Below are 19,333 nucleotides of genomic sequence, written 5' to 3' on the forward strand. Positions count from 1 at the left end.
GGCGTGGCACTCGAGCCTGAACCCGGGGCCCGTCCACCCGGCCACCTACGCTGCTGCCATGCCGCGCCCCTCCGATCCCGTGGTCGTGGTGGGCGGCGGCCTGGCCGGGATGGCCGCCGCCGCTCGGCTGGCCAAGGCCGGGCACCCGGTCCAGCTCTTCGAACGGCAGCACACGCTCGGCGGGCACTGGCAGGCGTTCGACCTGCCCGGGGTCGGCCTGGTCGACGCCGCACCCGGGGTGTTCGCCTTCCCCGCCCCCTGGCGGGACCTGTTCCGCAAGAGCGGACGGCCGCTGGAGGCCGAGCTGGCGCGTTCGGGGCACGCTCTCGTCCCGGCCGAGCCCGTCCGCCACACCTTCGCCGACGGGTCTACCCTCGACCTGCCCACCGAGCGTGGCCAGCAGTACGCGGTGCTGAGCCAGGCGTACGGACCGGGCGTGGCGGCCCGCTGGCGGGACCTGCTCGACGGGCTGGACGAGGTCTGGCAGACACTGCGTCCCCTGGGCCTGGAGCGCGAGCTCGAGCACCACCGCCCGCTCCCCCGTCCGGTCCGTGCGAGGCTGCGCGCCCGCGACAACCTGGCCACGATCGCCGCGAGCCTGGCGGAGCCGCACCTGACGGCACTGGTCCGCAGCATCGCGTACCGGCACGGCGCCAGCCCCGAACGGACGCCGGCCTGGGTCGCCGTCGACCTGGTGGTCAGCCGCACCTTCGGCCGCTGGCAGGTCCAGGGCCCGGCCGACCGCCCCGGGGACACGGGCCGCTCGTCGGTCCTCGCCGAGGCGCTCGCGTCCCGGCTCGCGCTGCGGCGGGTCGCGCTGCACCCGGACGAGCCGGTCGACGCGGTCCTGGTGGAGGCCGGCCGCGCCGTCGGCGTCCGCACCCTCCGCGGTGAGACCCGCGCCGCCGCGGTCGTCGTGACCACCGACCCCCGCCGGCTCGGCGCCCTGCTGCCCGGGAACGCGGCCCTCCGGCTGCGGCGAGACCTCCGCCGACTGACCCCGGCCGAGGCGCCGACGGTGACCCACGAGCTGCGGCCCGGCCCCGGCGCGGGCGTCCGCGAGACGGTCACGCTCACCGACCGCGGCGTCCCGGTGATCAGCTACCTCCGGCCGGTGGCCGCGGGCACCCTGGTCAGCCGGCACGACTTCACCCGCACCCAGCCCGACCCCGGGGCCGGCGTGGCGTGGCGCGGTTTCCGCCAGTGGCGCCGACGTCCACCGGTCGTGCCCGATCTCCCCGGGCTCTACACGGCCAGCGCCTCCTCACCGGCGGGCAGCGCGCCGTCCTCGGTCATCCTGTCCGGCGCCCTGGCCTCCTACGCCTGTCACGACCGGTTGTCGGCCGCCGAGGACAGGTGACCTCTATATAGTGAGACGTCCACTTTCCGGCGATAGGACGAACGAGCTTGTCTTCTGCGTATCGCGAGACCGAACCCGACGAGCAGCCGGAGAGCGCTGACGACCTGGTCGAGCGCGAGCTCGCCGTCGAGCAGGCGCACGTCGACCTTGTCTACACCCGCCTCGCCGAGGCGACCCGGACCGCGCAGCAGGTCGCGTCCGCCGGCCGTTCCCTGTTCCAGTCCGACCGCGGCTCCTACGTGCGCGAGGAGGACGGGACCGGCCTGTACGAGCGTGACGTCTTCGCCTTCCAGGCGGCCAAGCGGCTGGCCGTGCTGGATTCCGAACATGAGGGCCTGGTCTTCGGCCGGCTGGACCGCACCGACGGGGAGATCCGCTACGTGGGCCGGATCGGCGTCCGTGACGCCGACTACGAGCCGCTGGTGATCGACTGGCGCGCCCGGGCGGCCGAGCCGTTCTACCGGGCCACGCCGGCCGAGCCGATGCAGGTCCTGCGGCGCCGGGTGCTGCGTTGCCAGGGGCAGGCCGTCGTCGGGATCGAGGACGACCTGCTGGACTCCCGGTCCGACGACAGCGATCTGCCGGTGATCGGCGAGGGCGCCCTGATGGCCGCGCTGTCCCGCGCCCGTGGCCACACGATGCGCGACATCGTGGCGACGATCCAGGGTGAGCAGGACGAGGCGATCCGCGCGCCGTACCAGGGCTTCACGCTGATCTCCGGTGGCCCGGGCACCGGCAAGACCGTGGTGGCGCTGCACCGGGCCGCGTACCTTCTCTACTCCAACCGGCGTCGCTTCGAGTCCGGTGGCGTGCTGGTGGTCGGACCCAGCCGGGTCTTCATGAACTACATCGAGCGGGTGCTGCCCTCCCTCGGCGAGGAGTCGGTGACCCTGCGGCCGATCGGCGCCGTGGCCGGCGACGTCGTCAGACTGGCCGGCGAGCGGGTCGACCCGGCCCCGACCGCGGCCGTGAAGGGCAGCCTGCGGATGGCCCGGGTGCTGCGCAGGCTGGTGGCCGAGCCGCCCCAGGCCGTGCCGCTCGAGCTGCGACTGACCCTGAAGGGTCACGTCCTGGTGCTGGCCGTGGACGCGTTGGCGCGGATCCGCGCGGAGGTGCTGGCCCGCCACAAGCTCAACGCCGGCCGGGAGGCGGCGGAGAAGGCTCTCCTGACCGCGCTGTGGCGGGGACGGCCGACCGAGCTGGATCTGGAGCGCGACGAGTTCGAGGACGCCGTCACCGACACGGCCGCGTTCACCATGTTCTGCCTGGCCTGGTGGCCGGCGGTCGGGGCGCCCGAGGCTCTCGCCCGGCTCCGCGACCGGGCGCTGCTGTCCCGGCTGTCCGAGCCCGTGCTGTCCAGCCAGGAGCAGGACCTGCTCGCCACGAGCTACGCCGACGCGACCGAGCACGCGCGCCGGGGCACCTGGACCGTGGCAGACGCCGCGCTGCTCGACGAGCTGGTCAACCTGCTCGGACCGGTACCGGAGTCCGAGGACCGCGAGGAGCCGCTCTTCCTGCCCGAGGACGCGGAGTACGCCGAGGTGGTCACCACGGCCGACCGGCTGTCACCGACGCGCGAGGTCGACCCGTTCGAGCTGCCGTACCAGACCTACAGCCACGTGCTGGTCGACGAGGCGCAGGACATCACGCCGATGCAGTGGCGGATGCTGCGCCGCCGCGGGGCCAGTGCGTCCTGGACGATCGTGGGCGACCCGGCCCAGAGCTCGTGGCCGGACCCGGCCGAGACGGCCAGGGCCATGTCGGAGCTGGTGGGCACCGCGCCGGTCCGACGGTTCCGGATGAGCACCAACTACCGCAGCCCGGCCGAGGTCTTCGAGCTGGCCGCGGCCGTGGTCGTCCAGGACTACCCCGAGGCCGACCTGCCCAATGCCGTCCGGTCGACCGGGGTCGCGCCGGACCTGCGCGTGGCGCCGGAGGGCAGGCTGGACGCCGCGGTGCTGACGGCCGTGCGCGACCTGCTGGCCGAGGTGGCCGGGACGGTGGGTGTCATCTGCCCGCCGACCACCGCCGACGAGGTCGCGGCAACCCTGGACGTGGCCGCCCTCGAGGGCGCCGCGCGGCTCGCCGTGGTCACCTCGCTGCAGTCCAAGGGGCTGGAGTACGACGGCGTGCTGGTGGTCGAGCCGGACCGGATCGTCGCCGAGTCCCAGGGCGGCGTGCGCTCGCTCTACGTGGCCCTGACCCGGCCGACCCAGCGGCTGGTCACTCTCGACTCCGCTAGCGGTGCAGGTTGGCGTAGATCTCTCGGGTAGCCCGCGAGCGGTTCTGGGTGTAGTAGTGCAGCCCGGGCGCGCCGGCGGCCAGCAGCGCCTCCGACATCTCGGTCGCGATCTGGATCCCGACCCTCCGGACCTCGTGCTCGTCGTCGGCCACGGCCTGCACCCGTTCGGTGACCGTGCGCGGCAGGTCGGCCCCGGACAGCTCGGCGAAGCGGGCCACCTGGCGGATGTTCGTGATCGGCATGATGCCCGGGATGATCGGCAGGTCGCAGCCGAGCGCCCGGACCCGTCTCACCAGGCTGACGTAGCTGGCGACGTCGAAGAACAGCTGCGTGATGGCGAAGCTCGCGCCCGCCTCGGCCTTCGCCACCAGGATCCGGGCGTCGAGCTCGGCGTCCGCACTGGCGGGGTGCGGGTCGGGGAAGGCGCCGACCCCCACGCAGAAGTCGCCGAGCTCACGCACCAGCGCGACCAGCTCGGTGGCGTTGGCCAGCCCCTCGGGGTGACGCACCCACGGCTCGGTCGGCCCGCCCGGCATGTCCCCGCGGATGGCCAGCACGTGCCGGACCCCGGCGGCCGCGTAGGAGCCGATCACCCGGCGTAGCTGGTCGCGGCTCTGGCTGGCGCAGGTGAGGTGGGCGACGGTCCGCAGCGTGGTGTTCTGGGCGATGGCCTCGGTCGCGGTGATGGTCCGCTCGCGGGTCGACCCGGACGCGCCGTAGGTGACCGAGATGAAGTCGGGACCGAGCGACTCGAGCTCGCGGACGGCCTGCCACAGCTGCCGGGACGAGGTCTCGTCGCGCGGCGGGAAGAACTCGAACGAGAAGAGCGGCCGGGTCGAGGTCGCCAAGACCTCCGCGATCGTGGGCAGGCGTTGCCGCAGGGCTGAGGGGGCACGGCCGGACATGCGCCCCACCTTAGTGGCGCTGCCCACCCCTCTCCGTAGGCTCGGCCTGTGGTCACAGCCGTCCCCGCCCCTGCTCCTCGCGACGCCGCCGCCGTGCTGCAGCCCGGGGCCCCGCTCTCGGCCGCGTTCACCGACGCCGTCGCCCGGGTGCTGACGACCTTCTGCGACGAGCAGGCCCCGGCGCTGGCCGCGATGGGACCCGAGCTGGCCGCCGTGCAGTCCCTGGCGACCCGGCTGCTGGCCGGCGGCAAGCGGCTCCGGCCCGCCTTCTGCGTCTGGGGCTACGTCGCTGCGGCCGGCCTGCCGACCGGGGATCCGACGGCCTTGCTGCGGGCGGCCGCCAGCCTGGACGTGCTGCACGTGAGCGCCCTGGTCCACGACGATGTGATGGACGGCTCCGACCTCCGCCGGGGACAGCCCGCCGCGCACCGTCAGTTCGAGGTCCAGCACACCGCCTCGGGCCGTCTCGGCGACCCGGCGGCGTTCGGCCGCGCCGGGGCGATCCTGCTCGGCGACCTGCTGGTGATGTGGTCGGTCCAGCTGCTGCAGCGCTGCGGGCTCGACCCGGCGGTGCTGGATGCGGCGACGCCGATCGCGGAGACCATGCGGACCGAGGTGACCTGCGGGCAGTACCTCGACATCGTCGCCCAGTCCTCCCCGCTGGGCGAGGACCCGACGCTGGCTCTCGACGAGGCGGAACGGGTGGTGGAGTACAAGTCCGCGCGCTACACCGTGCAACGCCCCTGCCAGCTGGGGGCCGCCCTCGGCGGGGGTGACGAGCGGCTGCAGGCGGCGCTCGCCGCATACGGGTCACCGCTGGGCCGGGCGTTCCAGTTCCGCGACGACGAGCTGGGGGTGTTCGGCGACAGCACGGTGACCGGCAAGCCAGCCGGTGACGACCTGCGCGAAGGCAAGCGCACCGTGCTCATCGCCCACGCGTACGCCCACGCCGGCCCGGCTGGGCAGCAGCTGCTGCGGGAGCGGCTCGGCGACCCGGCTCTCGACGCCGCCGGGGTGGCCGCGCTGCAGCAGGTGATCGACGACTCGGGCGCCCGGGACGCCGTCGAGGCCATGATCGAGCAGGGCTACCAGCGCAGCCTGGTCGCGCTGGAGGCGGCCGAGCTGACCGACGCGGGGCGCCAGGGGCTGACCGCGCTGGCCGAGGCTGCCGTCCGCCGGGTGTTCTGAGCCGTCAGCGCTGGACCCGCGAGAACGAGGCGTAGTGGTCGGCGGTCCAGAAGATCTGGCGGCTGCCGTCGCCGGTGATCAACCGGCGGGCGCCACGGTCGTCCGAGCCGGGGGTGACCACGGTGTACTCGTGGTACCAGCCGGACGGGTGGCGGGGCAGCCGGCCCTCGCGGTTGGCGAAGACGGCGCCGTCCTGGCGGTAGGGGAAGGGGCCGCCCCGGTCGATCAGGGTGACCGTCCGCCGGGCCTCGACGGGCAGCGAGGCCAGCGCGGTCTGGGGGAGCCCCGTCTCGGGGTCCGGCCCGGCTGACGCCGTGGCCGAGCCGGCGACGGTGGCCGAGCCGACGACGGTCGCGGCCGGCCTCGCGGTGGAGGTGCCGTCGTCGCCGGGTCCGAGCAGGTAGAACAGCAGCCCGAGGACGACCAGCGCCAGGACGCTCCCGACCGCCCTGGCCCGGGGGCTCACCGCCGGCGGCCGGGGCTGGCGGCGGCCGCGAAGGTGTAGCGCTCGGACTCGGCGTCGGCCCGCCAGGCGTCCCGCAGGGCGGTCGCGAGCGTCCGGGCGGCGGCCCGCGGGTCGGCCGCCTCGGTGATCGCCGCGGACACGCAGACCCGACGGGCGCCGGCCTCGAGCACGCCGGCCAGGGTGTCGGGTGTGATGCCGCCGACGGCGAACCAGGGCTTGGCGCCCATGTCGTACACCGGCGCGGCGGTGGCGGCCGCCCGGACCAGCTCCAGTCCGACGGCCGGGTAGGCCGAGTCGGGGCCGAGGTACACCGGCCCCACCGTGAGGTAGTCGAGGTCGTCGTCGGCCACGGCGTCCGCCAGCTCGGCCTGGTCATGGGTCGAGCGGCCGAGGAGCGCGTACGGGTGCGGCCGACCGGACGCCCCGGTGCGGTCCGCCTGGCCGAGGTGCAGCAGATCGGCCTGCACCTCACCCGCCAGCCCGTCCGACCCGCGCAGGCCGACGATCCCCTGGGAGGCGGCGGCCGCCTGGCGCGCGATCTCCACGGTCTGCCAACCCAGCCCGGGTGGGCGCAGCTGGACCAGGTCGACCCCACCGGCGAAGGCGGCAGCGAGGAAGTCGGCCAGGTCTCCGCGGGCCTCGCGGGCGTCGGTCACCAGGCAGAGCCGGGCCAACCGCAGCCGGGCCTCGAGCCCCTGGAGCACCGTCACGCGCTCACCCTAGTAGTCGCCGTCAGCCGGTGCTGGGCCGAGCAGCAGCCCTCAGGCCGGGACGGGGACGGCGGCGAGGCGCTCGCGGACCAGCGGCGCCACCTCGGTGGCGAACAGCTCGATCGAGCGCATCGTCTTCGCATGGTCGACGTGGCTCACGTGCAGCTCGAAGCGGCTGATCCCCAGCCGCTCGTGCAGCGTCACGATCTTGTCCGCGACCCGTTCCGGGTGGCCGAAGAACAACGCGCCCTCCGGGCCGATCAGGCCCTCCACCTGCGCATCCGACATGGGCGGCCAGCCGCGCTCACGGCCGAGCCTGGCGAAGCTGGCGCGGTAGCCGGGCAGGAAGTCGGCTCGGGCCCGCTGCTCGTCGCGGTCGAGGTAGCCGTGGCTGTGCACCGCCAGCGGGGTGGCCAGGTCGTGGCCGCCGTGGGCGAGAGCGCGGCGGTAGAGGTCGGCCAGCGGAGCGAAGGCGGCGGGCTGGCCGCCGATGATGGCCAGGGCCATCGGCAGCCCGAGGGTGCCGGCGCGGACCACCGAGTTGGGCGTGCCGCCGACCGCCACCCAGACCGGCAGCGGCCGGCCCTCGGGTCGGGGGTGCACGACGACGCCGTCCAGAGCGGCCCGGAAGCGGCCGGACCAGGTGGTCGGGCCCTCCTCGCGTAGCGCCAGCAACAGGTCGAGCTTCTCGGCGAAGAGTTCGTCATAGTCGCCCAGGGAGTAGCCGAACAGCGGGAAGGACTCGGTGAACGAGCCGCGGCCCGCCATCAGCTCGGCCCGGCCGCCCGAGACCAGGTCCAGGGTCGCGAAGTTCTGGAAGGTGCGTACCGGGTCCGCCGAGCTGAGGACGGTGACCGCGCTGCTCAGGTGGATCCGCTTCGTGGCCCCGGCGATCGTGGCCAGGATGATCTCGGGTGCCGAGGCGGCCATGTCGGGCCGGTGGTGCTCGCCGATGCCGTACACGTCCAGGCCGAGCTGGTCGGCCAGCACGCCCTCCTCGACGACCTGCCGCAGCCGCTGCCCCGGCGTGACGCCGGCCTCGCTGATCTCGGCGAAGGTGGTCAGTCCGAACTCCATGTCGCTCTCCTCACGTCCTGCAACTCAGCATAGTTGATCGCTCAATTATTCCTGGGTCAGTCCGGCGCGGTCCGGTCAGCTGAGGATCGCCGCGATGTCGTCGTTGCTGAGGCCTCGTCCCAGGTCGGCGTCGCCGTCGAGGACGCTGGCGAACAGCGTGGCCTTGCGGGCCGCGAGCTCGACGACCTTCTGCTCGACGGTGTCGACAGCAACGTAGCGGTACACCATGACCGGCCGCGTCTGGCCGATCCGGTGGGTGCGGTCGACGGCTTGGGCCTCGACCGCGGGGTTCCACCAGGGGTCGAGGACGAAGCAGTAGTCGGCCTCGGTCAGGTTCAGCCCCACCCCGCCGGCCTTCAGGCTGATCAGGAACACCGGCGCGTCGCCGTTGCGGAACCCGTCGACCACCTGCTGGCGCTTCCGCGTCCGGCCGTCGAGGTAGGCGTACGGAATGGCCTCGGCGTCCAGTCGCGCCCGGACCCGGGCGAGGAAACCGGTGAACTGGCTGAACACCAGCGCCCGGTGGCCCTCCCCGGCCACCTCGGCGAGCTGGTCGAGGAGCTGGTCGATCTTCGCCGACCCCACGCCCGCGTGGGCCGGGTCGACCAGCGCGGGGTCCAGGCTGAGCTGCCGCAGCCGGGTGAGCGAGGCGAGGACGGTGATCCGGCTCCCCTCCGGGTCCTCCTCCAGCAGCTGCAGGATCCGCTGCCGCTCCCGCTGCAGGTGGGTGTCGTAGAGGCTCCGGTGCCGCGGGGACAGCTCGACCTCGACCAGCTGCTCCTGCTTGGCGGGCAGGTCGGCCGCGACCAGCTCCTTCGTCCGACGCAGCAGCACGGGCCTGATCCGGCGCAGCAGGGCCGTCCGCACCTCCTCGTCGGCGTCCTGCTCGATCGGCTGGGCCACCATGGTCCGGAACGCCTCGGCGTGCGGGTACAGACCGGGCGCGGTGAGGAGAAGGATCGCCCACAGTTCCATCAGGTTGTTCTCCAACGGCGTCCCCGTGATCGCGAACCGGCTCTCGACGTCCAGGTCGCGCACCACCGCCCACGTCTTGCTGCGGTGGTTCTTCACCATCTGCGCCTCATCGAGCACCAGCCCGGCCCAGCCGATCGCGGCGTACTGCTCGGCTTCCAGCCGCAGCAGCGTGTACGTGGTGACCACGACGTCGGCCGGCTCGGCCCCCTCCACCCCCTCGAGCACCTGGCGCAGCGGCCACCCGCGGCGGGCCGTCGACGCCGTCACCGTCACCACCCGCAGGTCGGGGGTGAACCGGGCCGCCTCGGAGCGCCAGGTGCCGACCACGCTGGACGGCGCGACCACCAGGAACGGGGGGCGTAAGTCCTGGTCAGGCCCGGTTTCGCGGGCGCGGCTGATCATGGCGAGGGTCTGCAGCGTCTTGCCCAGGCCCATGTCGTCGGCCAGCACGCCACCGAGTGCGTGCCGGCGCAGGAAGTCCAGCCACGCGTAGCCCTGTTCCTGGTAGGGCCGCAGCGTCGCGTGCAGACCCCGCGGCAGTGGGACCGCGGGCAGCGGCTCGTCCCTCTCGGCCAGGTCGCGCAGCGCCGCCGAGGCCGTGGCCCAGTGCGCGAGCTGGCCCTCGGTGGCCCCGACCTCGCGGACCTCGGCCAGCAGGCCGTGCGCCTCACGGGTCACCCGCAGGCCGTCCTGGGGCTGGTCGACCAGTGTCCGCGCCTCCTGCACCAGTCGCGCCAGCCGGTCGAGGTCGGGCCGGTCGAGGTCGACCCAGACCCCCTTCCGCACCAGCACGACGGTGTCGCCGGACGCGAGCGCCGCCAGCACCCGCGGCAGGCCCAGAGCGATCGTGCCGTGCTCCTCGTCGTCCACCGACACGACCACCTCGAGGTCGAGCCAGTCCGTCCGGTTCTTGCGTGCCGCGGCGCCGCGCTCGGCGAACCGGACCTCCGGCACCCCGGTCACCTCACGGAAGGCCGCCGGGGCGCCGTTGGTGACGATGTCGAGGTCGGGGTGGGCCTGCAGCCGCGACAGGTGGAGGCTCGCGAACCGCATCGCCTCGGCGTCACGCAGGCGCAGCCGCGCGGTGAGGGAGCCGGGACCGTGCAGGCCGAGGCCGAGCAGCACGTCCAGGTCGTCGCCCCAGCCGAGCCGCTCGACCAGCGCGATCTCGGTCGCACGGTCGCGCCAACCCCGGGGCTGGGTCGGCCCGTCCACCGGGAACTGCTGGGTCTGGTCGCCCCGCCGGTAGTGCCAGCGCCAGTCCAGGTCCAAGCGGCCCTCGTCGTCCCAGGTCAGGTCGCCGTGCAGCGTCACCGTGGCCGGTCCGGGGAGGTCCACCGAGCCGTCGCGGGAGGCGACCGGCACGGCCTGGCTGATCGAGGGCAGGTAGTCCCCCACCAGCTCGGCCACGCCGGTGCGCTCCACCGTCAGCGGGGTCGCCTCGTCGAACCAGCTGCGCATCGTCCGCGAGACCGGCCGGTCCAGGCGCGCGAGCACCAGCCTGGCCGCCGTCCCCTCGCTCGCGCCGAAGCGCAGGACCACCCCGTGCGCGGGTTCGCCCACCAGCCGGACGTCCCGGGCGTCGCACCAGGCACCCTCCAGGCTCACTCCGGCGTGCACCGCGACGTCGTCCCCCCGGGCGCTGACGTCGACCGCCACGCCCGCCGGCGGCACGGACACCTCGGCGTCCACCTCACGGTCGGAACACATCAGCGGGATCCCGCGCTCCGCCAGCCGGTCGAGAGCCCGCCACAGACCGGGCCCGGCGCCGTGCAGGTCCAGGCCGTCGGACGTGGTGGCGAGGTACCCCCGGCGGCCGAGCAGGGCGATCTTGAGCTCCGACAGGGCGTCCAGGTCGGCGGGGTCGACGGGCGGTGAGACCTGGGCCCCGTGCCACGGCGTGGGGTACGGCTCGGTGCCCACCCGGGCCCACTCCATCCCGCCCCGCACCCAGCGCCCGCTCGCCCCCCGCCGCAGCGCCCGGACCTCGACCCGGGGTGCGCGACCCTCCTGGCCGGCGAACCCGGTGGGGCCGCGGTGCTTCGACAGCACGAGCTCCACGGCCACCGGAGCCGGAGCTGGAGCCGGGTCGGCGGCGTCGAACGAGGCCTCGTCCAGCACCGCGTCCAGCACCGAGCGCCAGTGGGGCGGACGGACGACGAGCTGGTCGCGCAGAGTCACGACCAGCGCGTACGCGTGCTTGCAGTCCTGGCCCACCGGACAGGTGCAGGACGTCCTCAGGTCGACCGCGCCGTTGGGCGTGCGGCCCGCCGAGACCCTGGTGTGGTAGGCGGCGCCCCCGCGGACGAGGCCGCTGGCGGTCAGCCGGCCGGCCGACCACTCGTGCTCGACGTGGCTGACCCGGCCGCCGCGGGCGTAGCCAGCCCCGCGCTGGCGGGTCCCCGCGTCGAAGGCGCGGTCGGCCTCCACGGCGGCGACCAGCTGAGCGACTCCCTCCACGGACGCCACGCTATGTTCCCGCGCCGACATCCCAGCGCGCCGACCGCCGACGGCACCTCGGTTACCGCCCCGTCCGCCGGGGTAGAACCAGAACATGGTCGACATCGCTGTCCTCGGTACCGGAACGATGGGTGCGCCCATGGCGCGCAACCTGCTGGCCGCCGGCCACCGCGTCCGGGTCTGGAACCGCTCCGCCGACAAGGCCGCTCCGCTGGCCGAGGACGGTGCCACCGTTGCGGGCTCCCCCGCCGAGGCGGTGGACGGTGCCGAGGTGGTGCTGACCATGCTGTTCGACCTCGACGCCACCCGACAGACCATCGTGCAGGCGGCCCCGTCCCTCGCCACGGACGCGGTGTGGGTGCAGACCGGGACGGTCGGGCCCGAGGGCACCGCCGTGCTCGCCGCGCTCGCCGCCGAGCACGGGCTCGGCTTCCTGGACGCGCCGGTGCTGGGCACCCAGAAGCCGGCCGAGGACGGCGCGCTGGTCGTGCTGGCCAGCGGCGACCCGGCGCTGCGGGACCGCGCCGAACCCGTCTTCGCGGCCATCGGCAGCCGCGTCGTCTGGGCCGGCGACCGCGCGGGGATGGCCTCGGCGCTCAAGCTCGCCTGCAACGCGTGGGTGCTGACCCTGACCACGGCCACCGCGCAGTCGCTCGTGCTGGCCTCGGCGCAGGGCGTCGAGCCGATGCTGTTCCTGGAGGCGATCGCCGGCGGCGGTACCGACAGCGCCTACGCCCAGCTCAAGGGCCGAGCGATGCTGTCGGGCTCCCTGGCGCCCGCCTTCGAGCTGGACGGAGGCCTGAAGGACCTCGGGCTGATCGTGGACGCGGCCGGGGCCGGCGCAGTCCCCGACCAGCTGCTGGCCGCGGTCCGGGAGCTGTTCGCCGAGGCGAGCGCCGGAGGCCACGGCAGCGAGGACATCGCCGCCGTGTACGCCGCCCTGCGCCCCCGCGGCTGACCGGTCGGCGGCGCGCCTGCCGGGGACCAGACCCGGCCGAGACCTAGGATCAGGGCCGAGGCCCGGACGGCCACCACCCCTGAGATGTCTGGAGCGGGCGTGACCATGACCAGCGTCGGCGACCCTCTGGTCGGACAAGTGCTCGACGGTCGCTACCAGATCACCGCCCGGCTGGCGCGCGGCGGGATGGCCACCGTCTACCAGGCCGTCGACACCAGGCTCACCCGGACCGTCGCGGTCAAGGTGATGCACGTGGGTCTGGGCGACGACGCCGAGTTCGCGCGCAAGTTCGACCGCGAGGCCCGTGCCGCGGCCCGGCTGTCCCACCCCAACGTCGTCGCCGTCTTCGACCAGGGCCAGGCCATGCTGGACGGGCACACCGTCCGGCCCTACATCGTGATGGAGTACGTCGAGGGCCCGACCCTGCGTGACGTGATCGTGCGCGAGGCGCCGATGCCGCCGCTCCGGGCGCTCGAGGTGTTCGAGCCGATGCTGGCCGCCCTCGCCGCCGCCCACGACGCCGGTCTGGTGCACCGGGACGTGAAGCCCGAGAACGTCCTGATCAGCCAGCGCGGCCAGGTCAAGGTGGCCGACTTCGGTCTGGCCAAGGCGGTCAGCTCCCAGACCTCCACCGCCACCCAGGGGCTGCTGATCGGTACCGTCTCCTACCTGCCGCCCGAGCTGGTGGTCTCCGGCCGCGCCGACGCCCGCTCCGACGTGTACAGCGCCGGGGTCGTGCTGTTCGAGCTGCTGACGGGTCGCAAGCCGCACACCGGCGAGACGCCGATCCAGGTCGCCTACGCGCACGTGCACTCCAACGTGCCGGCGCCGTCGACGGTGCTGCCCGCGGGCCGAGGGGTGGTGCCGATCCCGCCCTACCTCGACGCCTTGGTGACCAGCGCGACCGCGCGCTCCGCCGACGCCCGACCCCACGACGCGCGGGTCCTGCTGGCCCAGGTACGCCGGGTCCGCACGGCCCTGCTCGAGGGGCTGACCGACGACGAGGAGCTGACCCAGGACCTCAGTCTGGTCCGGGGACCGGTCGACGACGCCGACGGGGAGGTCACCCAGCTGGTGCCCTCGCCCGGTCAGCCCCCGGTGTCTGGTCAGACCCCGGTACTCGGTCAGGCCCCGGCACCCCGCCCCTCGCCTGCGGCCCAGGCCCCGCCGACCGTCCGGTACACCCCGACGCCGGCACCGGTGGTCCCGGTTCCGGCCCCGCGTCCGCCCGTCGCGGCGCGAGCCATCGACCAGCGTGAGCGGCAGCGCCGCAAGCGCCGGCGGGGGTGGCTGGCCCTGCTGCTGGTGCTGCTGCTGACCGCGGTGGTGGCGTTCGGCGTCTACTACTGGACCGAGGGCCGCTTCACCACCGCGCCGGCGCTGGTCACCCTGAGCAAGGCCGAGGCCGAGCAGGTCGCCGACCTCGCCGGGCTGCAGCTGCGGACCGAGGAGGCCTACAGCGAGACCGCGCCGCGCGGCACCGTCATCTCCACCGATCCCGGTCCGGGTGCCAAGGTCGTCGACGGCGGCCCGATCGAGGCCGTCGTCTCGATCGGGCCGGAGCGCTACCCGGTGCCGACCGTGGTGGGGCTCACCCAGAGCGCTGCGACCACGGCCCTGACCGGGGCTCACCTCAGCGCCGGGGACGTGACCCGGCAGTGGAACGAGACCGTGCCGGTCGGGATGGTGGTGAGCGCTGAGCCGGACGCCGGCCGAAGCGTCGCGCCACAGACGCCGGTGGCCCTGACCGTCTCCCGAGGACCGAAGCCCATCCCGATCACCGACCTCACCGGCAAGTCGGCCGACACCGTGGTCGCGGTGCTGAAGAAGCGCGGGTTCAAGGTCGTGGAGAAGACCGGCCACTCCGACACCGTCGCCGCCGGTCTGGTGCTGAGCCAGTCCCCCGACTCGGGCTCCGGCGCGAAAGGCGACATCGTCACCGTGACCCGGTCGCTCGGCCCGGTGCTGGTCACCATCCCCAACGTCCGCGCCATGGGCATCCGTGCCGCCGAGAAGGTGATGAGCGAAGCGGGCTTCAAGACCAGGGTCCGCCCGGCCGCCATCAACTACCTCGGCCTCGGCTACGTCGTCACCACCCGGCCCAGGATCCGCACCCAGGCACCGAAAGGCTCGACCATCACGCTCTACGTCGTCTGAGCCGACGCCTGGGGAGTCGCCCCGGGGTGGCGAGACGTCGCGAAGGGTCTCGAGGAACGCCGCAGACGGCTCAGAAGACGTCCATCTGGTCCAGGATTCGTTCGGCCAGATCAATGAGGGCTTCAACCTTCGGGAGCACTTCCCGGACGTCATCCTCGTGGAGCCCTGGCCGGTCCAGCCGGGGGTACTCCGACTCGTTGCGCGTCCGACGCATCCGGTTGAACGGGGTGATGACGGCACCGAGCGGAGGATCCAGCTGCGCACGCAATGCCTCGTAGACCACGACATGCCCACCGGTATGGGTCGGGCGCAGGCCCTGGTTCTCGAGCACGGCCGTCAGGGACTTCCGCGCAGCGTCATAGGCGAGCTGGTATCCACCGGGAGGGTCGAGCTTGGCGATGGCAGTCGCGGCCTGAAGATGCTGGCGCGCCTGCCGGATCAGGAAGTCGGCCTGTTCACGGCTCGGGGGCACCCGCTCCAGCCGGCCTTCGAACAGCAACTGATCGATCCTCGTCCGACCCTGGTCCCACTTCATCGGGGTTCGCCGACGACCGCAGGGATGGTCGCCAGCGCGTCTGCCGCGGTAATGGCCACGAGCGGCCTGTCCTGCACATGTCGAAGAAAGGGGTCGCTGCCCGGGTCCGCCCACCGCCCCTCACTGATCCGCCGGATGTTGACCTCACGCCTCAGGCGCCGCTCCCCTTCCTGAGCAGCATGGTCGAGGGCGTCGACGTCTGCCTCGCCCACGACCAGGATGTCGACGTCGCGGGGTTCGGCTCCATGCTCACCCCTGTACCGTGCCGCCCAGGACCCGTAGAGGTACGCCTCGCTGACGCCCTCGACCCCAGAGAGCAGCTCGGTCATCACCGGCAGCGGACCGAAAGTCACGTTCAACAGGTCAGTCAGGGGCCCCACCACTAGGCTGGAAGCAGGCCGCGATAGCGTCCGCGCGCGGCCGACCTGCTGTTCGGCGAGAAGTCCTACCTCAATGAGACGGTTCACCTCGCGGCGGACCGAGGGAAACGGCGCTTCGAGCTGACGGGCAAGGGCGGTGATGGTGAGCGTTTCGTCGCGGGCGTGGAGGTAGACCTCCGCCAGGATTCGCCCCTGAAGCGGCGACCGGAAGATCGCCAACAAGGGTGAGTGCTTAATACTCATATTCTTAACATTATCGCTCGGAGTGTGAACATTACCCACGACAGGACCGAGTGATGTCAGCCAACCGGGTCCGTGGCTCGTCGGGAGCGCTGGTCGCGCTGCTGGTGATGACGGCGGTGTGGGGCTCGACGTTCTTCGTCATCCACGACCTGCTGACCCGGCTGCCTGTGACCGACATGCTCGCGGTCCGGTTCGCGATGGCCACGGTGGCCCTGGTGCTGATCACCGGCCGTCGGCTGCGGATGAGCTGGTCCACCGTCCGGGCCGGCAGCGTGCTCGGCCTGCTGTACGGGGTGGCGCAGGTGCTGCAGACCGTCGGTCTGGCGCACACGGCCGCCAGCGTGTCCGGCTTCCTCACCGGCCTCTACGTGGTGGCCACCCCGCTGCTGGCCGCCGTGGCGCTGCGGGCTCGGGTGACGCCGACCGTATGGCTGGCCACCGGACTGGCCACGGTGGGGCTCGGCGTGCTCTCGCTGCACGGGTTCTCCGTCGGCTACGGCGAGCTGCTCACCGTCGCGTCCGCGCTGGTCTACGCCGTGCACATCATCGTGATGGGTCGGCTCAGCCGGCCCGGTGAGGCTCTCGCCCTCAGCGTCGTCCAGGTCGCGGTGATCACGCTGGTCTGTTCGGTGGCCGCCTGCTGGCCGGGCAGCGGACGTGGGGCGGGGCTGCAGCTGCCCACCTCCGCCCGGGACTGGCTGACCGTGGCCTACCTCGGCGTGGTCGCCGGCGCCCTCACCATGGTGCTGCAGACGTGGGCCCAGGCCCGGGTCGAGCCGGCCCGGGCGGCGGTGGTGATGGCGATGGAGCCGGTGTGGGCGGCGGCGTTCGCCGTCGCGTTCGGCGGCGAGCGGCTCACGATCCGGATGGTGACCGGGGGGCTCGCTATCCTCGCCGCCATGTATCTCGTCGAGCTCGCCCCCCGGCGCCGCCGGGGTGACCCCGCGGCCGAGGTCCATTCCCCGCCCGCCGTGCCCGCCGAGGAGACCTCGCCGTGAGCCGCGGTGGGCTGATCGCCCTGGTCGTCGTGCTCGTGGTCGTGGCGGTCCTCGCCCTGCTCATCGTCCGGCGCCAGCTCTACGTCCGGGGGCTGCGCAGCCGCGGCTGGAGGTTCGTGTCCAGCCCCGTGCTGGAGGCGGTGCTCGACCACCGCGCACCCCCCTTCGGGCTCGGCTTCGAGCGTTCCGTCGACGAGGAGGTGACCGGCATGACCCGGTCCGGTGTGCCGTTCCGGGTTCTCGAGTACACGGCGAAGGAGGGCGGGCCGCCCTTCGACGAGCGCATCGCCAGCCTGACGCTGCGGGTGCCGCTGCCCGAGCTGTTCGTCTCCACCGGCGCGCTCCGGACCGGTGTCCGGCAGCCGCTGGTCCCCGTCGACCCCGCCCTGCAGGTGCAGGCCGCGGACCCCGGCTACGCCCGGGGGGTGCTGAGCGCGCCGGTGCTGGCCGCCGTCGCAGCGTTCGGCCAGGCCGGCCACCGCCTCGACCTCAGCGTCGACGGCGCCCACCTGGTCGCCGTCGGCGCCCCGAAGGACCCCGACGAGCTCGAGGCCTACCTCGACGCCCTGGCCCCGGTGGCGGTGGCGATCGACCCGGCCGCCCTCGCCGGCTACGCGATCGCCCCGACGGCACCGGCCTTCGCCTTCTACGGCCGGCCCGACTGGGTGCTCATCGGCCAGGACGACACCGCCATCACCCGCTACGACCTCACCACCACGGGCTTCGGCCACACCACCGAGAAGGTGGTCCGCGGCGACAACGACGGGTTGCGCGTCGAAGGTCTGGTGCACCGCTGGAAGACCGAGCACACCGAGACCAGCACCGACAGCGAGGGCCGGACCCAGACCCGGACCGTCACCGACCACCACGACGAGGTGCTCGCCGCGGTGACGCTGCCGTTCGAGTTTCCTCTGCTGAGTGTCGACGGCGGCCGGGGTGGGGACCGGGTGCAGTTCGAGAGCGAGGCGTTCAACGACCAGTTCAAGGTCCGCAGCGCGGACAGTCGGTTCGCCTACGACGTGGTCCACCCGCGGACGATGGAGTTCCTGATGGCGGTGCGGCCACCCGGGTTCCGGATCGAGGGGCGGGTGATGCGCTTCCTGGTCTCCCAGCACGACAGCGAGCTCCTCGGATTCTGCGCCGACTTCGCCCACGACTTCTTCTCCCGGGTGCCGTCCTTCGTCTGGGACAACCTCCGGGTGACGCCACCACCGTTCCGCGCGCCGGCCGTCGGCGTCGGATCCCGGGCGACGGCATGATCACCTGGGCGCACGTCATCCTCGACCTCCCGGAGGCTGCCCGGTCGGCTGACGAGCCGTTCTGGTCGTCCGTGTTCGGCGGCTCGCTCGCTGATCCCTGGGACGGGCACCCCGAGCTCGCCAGCTTCCTGCCGCCCGCCGGAGACCGCAGCGTGCACCGTCAGCTCGTGGGCGACGGCCCGCCACGGGTGCACCTCGATCTCGAGGTCGACGACCTCCAGGCCGAGACCGAGCGGCTGCGGCTGCTCGGGGCCACGCCGGGCCGGCGGGTGGGCGAGGAGTGGGTCACGCTCAGCTCACCGGGCGGCGCGGTGTTCTGCCTGGTCATCGGGCCGGCGTCGCAGGACCGGCCGCCACCGGTAGTCGGCGCGGGCGGGGTGCGCCGTCGGCTGGTGCAGGTCTGCCTCGACATCCCGCCCGGCCGCAGCCATGAGGAAGCCGCCTTCTGGCGTTCGGTGGTGCCGTGGCGCTGGGAGGAGGTCCAGGACCCCGAGTTCCTCGGCCGGCTGGTACCGCCGCCGGGAGCGCCACTGCAGCTGCTGTTGCAGGAGCTCGGCCCCGACGACGGGGGTGCCACGGTCCGGGCCCACCTCGACGTCGGCTCCGACGACCGGGAGGCCACGGCGACCGAGCTGGTCGGGCTCGGTGCCCTCCGGCTGGGCGAGGGCGACGGCTGGGTGCTGCTGCAGGACCCGGCCGGGATGGCCTTCTGCGTCACCGCTCACCCGCCGGACCGGCCCTGAGCCTCAGAACTGGTGCGTGGTCCCGCCACGCAGGTCGACCACCCGGGTGCCGGTCATCGCGTCGACGCGGCCGCTGACGAGACCGCGACCGCGGTCGTTGAGCAGCTCGTCGTGGATGGGGAAGCCCTCCAGCGCACCGACCGCACGGACGAAGTCGATCGTCTCCTTGAGCGCCGCCCAGGGCCCGTACGCGGGGACGGCCAGCACGTCGACGCCGCTCGGCACCGTGTCGTAGGCGTCGCCGGGGTGGAAGAAGGTCGGCTCGCCTTCGGACCGCAGCACGTAGCCGACGTTGCCGATGGCCGGGATGTCGCGGTGGATGATCGCGTGCCGACCGCCCGCCGCCGTGACCAGGACGTCACCGACCGTGGTCTGCTCGTCCGGGGCCAGCGCCTGCGCGTCACCGAGCGGCGGCAGGTCCCCGGCCTGGACCTGCTGCAGGATCGACGGCTCGAGGTACACCCTCGCCTGCGGGTTGGCCGCCAGCAGGGCAGGCAGGGCGGCCGGGTCCAGGTGGTCCGGGTGCTGGTGGGTGACCAGGACGGCGTCGAGGTCGCTCAGCCCGTGCCAACCGTCCGCCAGGTTGCCCGGGTCGATCAGGATCCGAGCCGCGTCGGTCTCGACGAGGACGGCGGCGTGGCCGAGGTGTGCGATGCGCATGTCGACACGCTACTGGT

16 protein-coding genes are annotated in these 19,333 nt (G+C 73.6%); 8 read left to right on the plus strand and 8 right to left on the minus strand.

Translation table 11 applies throughout. The features are described 5' to 3' along the window. The first annotated feature begins 58 nt into the window (after nt 1–58). On the plus strand, nt 59–1,360 hold the full coding sequence (locus ACFE7W_RS02190; protein ID WP_375423126.1) for a phytoene desaturase family protein: 1,302 nt from the start codon (nt 59–61) through the stop codon (nt 1,358–1,360). Nucleotides 1,361–1,407: 47 nt separating this feature from the next. Further along, nucleotides 1,408–3,633, plus strand: coding sequence for a HelD family protein (locus tag ACFE7W_RS02195; protein WP_375423127.1), 2,226 nt, complete (start codon nt 1,408–1,410; stop codon nt 3,631–3,633). Here ACFE7W_RS02195 and metF read toward each other — a convergent pair. Continuing rightward, on the minus strand, nt 3,599–4,507 hold the full coding sequence (gene metF / locus ACFE7W_RS02200; protein WP_375423128.1) for a methylenetetrahydrofolate reductase [NAD(P)H]: 909 nt from the start codon (nt 4,505–4,507) through the stop codon (nt 3,599–3,601). The two genes, ACFE7W_RS02195 and metF, sit on opposite strands and share 35 nt — an antisense overlap. Before the next feature lie 48 nt (nt 4,508–4,555). Here metF and ACFE7W_RS02205 point away from each other — a divergent pair, with 48 nt between their 5' ends. Further along, nucleotides 4,556–5,695: a polyprenyl synthetase family protein gene (locus tag ACFE7W_RS02205; protein ID WP_375423129.1), complete on the plus strand. Its 1,140-nt coding sequence runs from the start codon at nt 4,556–4,558 to the stop codon at nt 5,693–5,695. 4 nt (nt 5,696–5,699) lie between these two features. On the opposite strand, the gene ACFE7W_RS02210 is transcribed toward ACFE7W_RS02205, so the two are convergent. From ACFE7W_RS02210 to ACFE7W_RS02225, 4 genes are all read right to left on the minus strand, one after another. After that, complete coding sequence (locus ACFE7W_RS02210; RefSeq protein WP_375423130.1) at nt 5,700–6,161, minus strand: ribonuclease domain-containing protein; 462 nt, start codon at nt 6,159–6,161, stop codon at nt 5,700–5,702. Next, nucleotides 6,158–6,871, minus strand: coding sequence for a thiamine phosphate synthase (locus tag ACFE7W_RS02215; RefSeq protein ID WP_375423131.1), 714 nt, complete (start codon nt 6,869–6,871; stop codon nt 6,158–6,160). Before ACFE7W_RS02215 ends, ACFE7W_RS02210 begins: the two co-directional genes overlap by 4 nt. Nucleotides 6,872–6,922: 51 nt before the next feature. Further along, nucleotides 6,923–7,948 (minus strand): LLM class flavin-dependent oxidoreductase, encoded by a 1,026-nt coding sequence (locus tag ACFE7W_RS02220; protein ID WP_375423132.1) that lies wholly within the window; start codon nt 7,946–7,948, stop codon nt 6,923–6,925. A 75-nt stretch (nt 7,949–8,023) separates the two neighbouring features. Further along, nucleotides 8,024–11,383 (minus strand): SNF2-related protein, encoded by a 3,360-nt coding sequence (locus ACFE7W_RS02225; RefSeq protein WP_375423133.1) that lies wholly within the window; start codon nt 11,381–11,383, stop codon nt 8,024–8,026. Between the two features lie 94 nt (nt 11,384–11,477). Between ACFE7W_RS02225 and ACFE7W_RS02230 the strand changes: the two genes are divergently transcribed. After that, nucleotides 11,478–12,341: an NAD(P)-dependent oxidoreductase gene (locus ACFE7W_RS02230; protein WP_375423134.1), complete on the plus strand. Its 864-nt coding sequence runs from the start codon at nt 11,478–11,480 to the stop codon at nt 12,339–12,341. Between the two features lie 105 nt (nt 12,342–12,446). Continuing rightward, nucleotides 12,447–14,498 (plus strand): Stk1 family PASTA domain-containing Ser/Thr kinase, encoded by a 2,052-nt coding sequence (pknB, locus tag ACFE7W_RS02235; RefSeq protein ID WP_375423526.1) that lies wholly within the window; start codon nt 12,447–12,449, stop codon nt 14,496–14,498. A 70-nt stretch (nt 14,499–14,568) separates the two neighbouring features. On the opposite strand, the gene ACFE7W_RS02240 is transcribed toward pknB, so the two are convergent. Together ACFE7W_RS02240 and ACFE7W_RS02245 are read right to left on the minus strand one after the other, a co-directional pair. After that, on the minus strand, nt 14,569–14,997 hold the full coding sequence (locus tag ACFE7W_RS02240; RefSeq protein WP_375423135.1) for a HEPN domain-containing protein: 429 nt from the start codon (nt 14,995–14,997) through the stop codon (nt 14,569–14,571). A 32-nt stretch (nt 14,998–15,029) separates the two neighbouring features. Further along, nucleotides 15,030–15,656, minus strand: a complete 627-nt coding sequence (locus tag ACFE7W_RS02245; RefSeq protein ID WP_375423136.1) for an ArsR family transcriptional regulator — start codon at nt 15,654–15,656, stop codon at nt 15,030–15,032. Between the two features lie 53 nt (nt 15,657–15,709). Between ACFE7W_RS02245 and ACFE7W_RS02250 the strand changes: the two genes are divergently transcribed. Genes ACFE7W_RS02250 through ACFE7W_RS02260 form a run of 3 tightly spaced genes read left to right on the plus strand, consistent with a single transcriptional unit; the run spans nt 15,710 to nt 18,656 of the window. Beyond that, entirely contained in the window at nt 15,710–16,654 is a 945-nt protein-coding gene (locus tag ACFE7W_RS02250; protein WP_375423137.1) for a DMT family transporter, read from the plus strand. Further along, complete coding sequence (locus ACFE7W_RS02255) at nt 16,651–17,913, plus strand: hypothetical protein (RefSeq protein WP_375423138.1); 1,263 nt, start codon at nt 16,651–16,653, stop codon at nt 17,911–17,913. Before ACFE7W_RS02250 ends, ACFE7W_RS02255 begins: the two co-directional genes overlap by 4 nt. Beyond that, nucleotides 17,910–18,656 (plus strand): VOC family protein, encoded by a 747-nt coding sequence (locus ACFE7W_RS02260; protein WP_375423139.1) that lies wholly within the window; start codon nt 17,910–17,912, stop codon nt 18,654–18,656. The genes ACFE7W_RS02255 and ACFE7W_RS02260 overlap by 4 nt, the downstream gene beginning before the upstream one ends. 3 nt (nt 18,657–18,659) lie before the next feature. Here the strand turns inward: ACFE7W_RS02260 and ACFE7W_RS02265 are convergent, their stop codons facing one another. Continuing rightward, nucleotides 18,660–19,316 carry an MBL fold metallo-hydrolase gene (locus tag ACFE7W_RS02265; RefSeq protein ID WP_375423140.1) on the minus strand — a complete coding sequence of 219 codons (657 nt, stop codon included), beginning with the start codon at nt 19,314–19,316 and terminating at the stop codon, nt 18,660–18,662. Nucleotides 19,317–19,333 lie beyond the last annotated feature (17 nt).

It is taken from the genome of uncultured Friedmanniella sp. (assembly GCF_964244285.1).
Lineage (GTDB): Bacteria > Actinomycetota > Actinomycetes > Propionibacteriales > Propionibacteriaceae > Microlunatus.

Coding starts and splice junctions, on each gene's coding strand:
- ACFE7W_RS02230 (WP_375423134.1), top strand. CDS start 11,478: ATGGTCGACATCGCTGTCCTCGGTACCGGAACGATGGGTGCGCCCATG.
- ACFE7W_RS02250 (WP_375423137.1), top strand. CDS start 15,710: ATGTCAGCCAACCGGGTCCGTGGCTCGTCGGGAGCGCTGGTCGCGCTG.
- ACFE7W_RS02245 (WP_375423136.1), bottom strand. CDS start 15,656: ATGAGTATTAAGCACTCACCCTTGTTGGCGATCTTCCGGTCGCCGCTT.
- ACFE7W_RS02190 (WP_375423126.1), top strand. CDS start 59: ATGCCGCGCCCCTCCGATCCCGTGGTCGTGGTGGGCGGCGGCCTGGCC.
- ACFE7W_RS02220 (WP_375423132.1), bottom strand. CDS start 7,948: ATGGAGTTCGGACTGACCACCTTCGCCGAGATCAGCGAGGCCGGCGTC.
- ACFE7W_RS02265 (WP_375423140.1), bottom strand. CDS start 19,316: ATGCGCATCGCACACCTCGGCCACGCCGCCGTCCTCGTCGAGACCGAC.
- metF (WP_375423128.1), bottom strand. CDS start 4,507: ATGTCCGGCCGTGCCCCCTCAGCCCTGCGGCAACGCCTGCCCACGATC.
- pknB (WP_375423526.1), top strand. CDS start 12,447: ATGACCAGCGTCGGCGACCCTCTGGTCGGACAAGTGCTCGACGGTCGC.
- ACFE7W_RS02260 (WP_375423139.1), top strand. CDS start 17,910: ATGATCACCTGGGCGCACGTCATCCTCGACCTCCCGGAGGCTGCCCGG.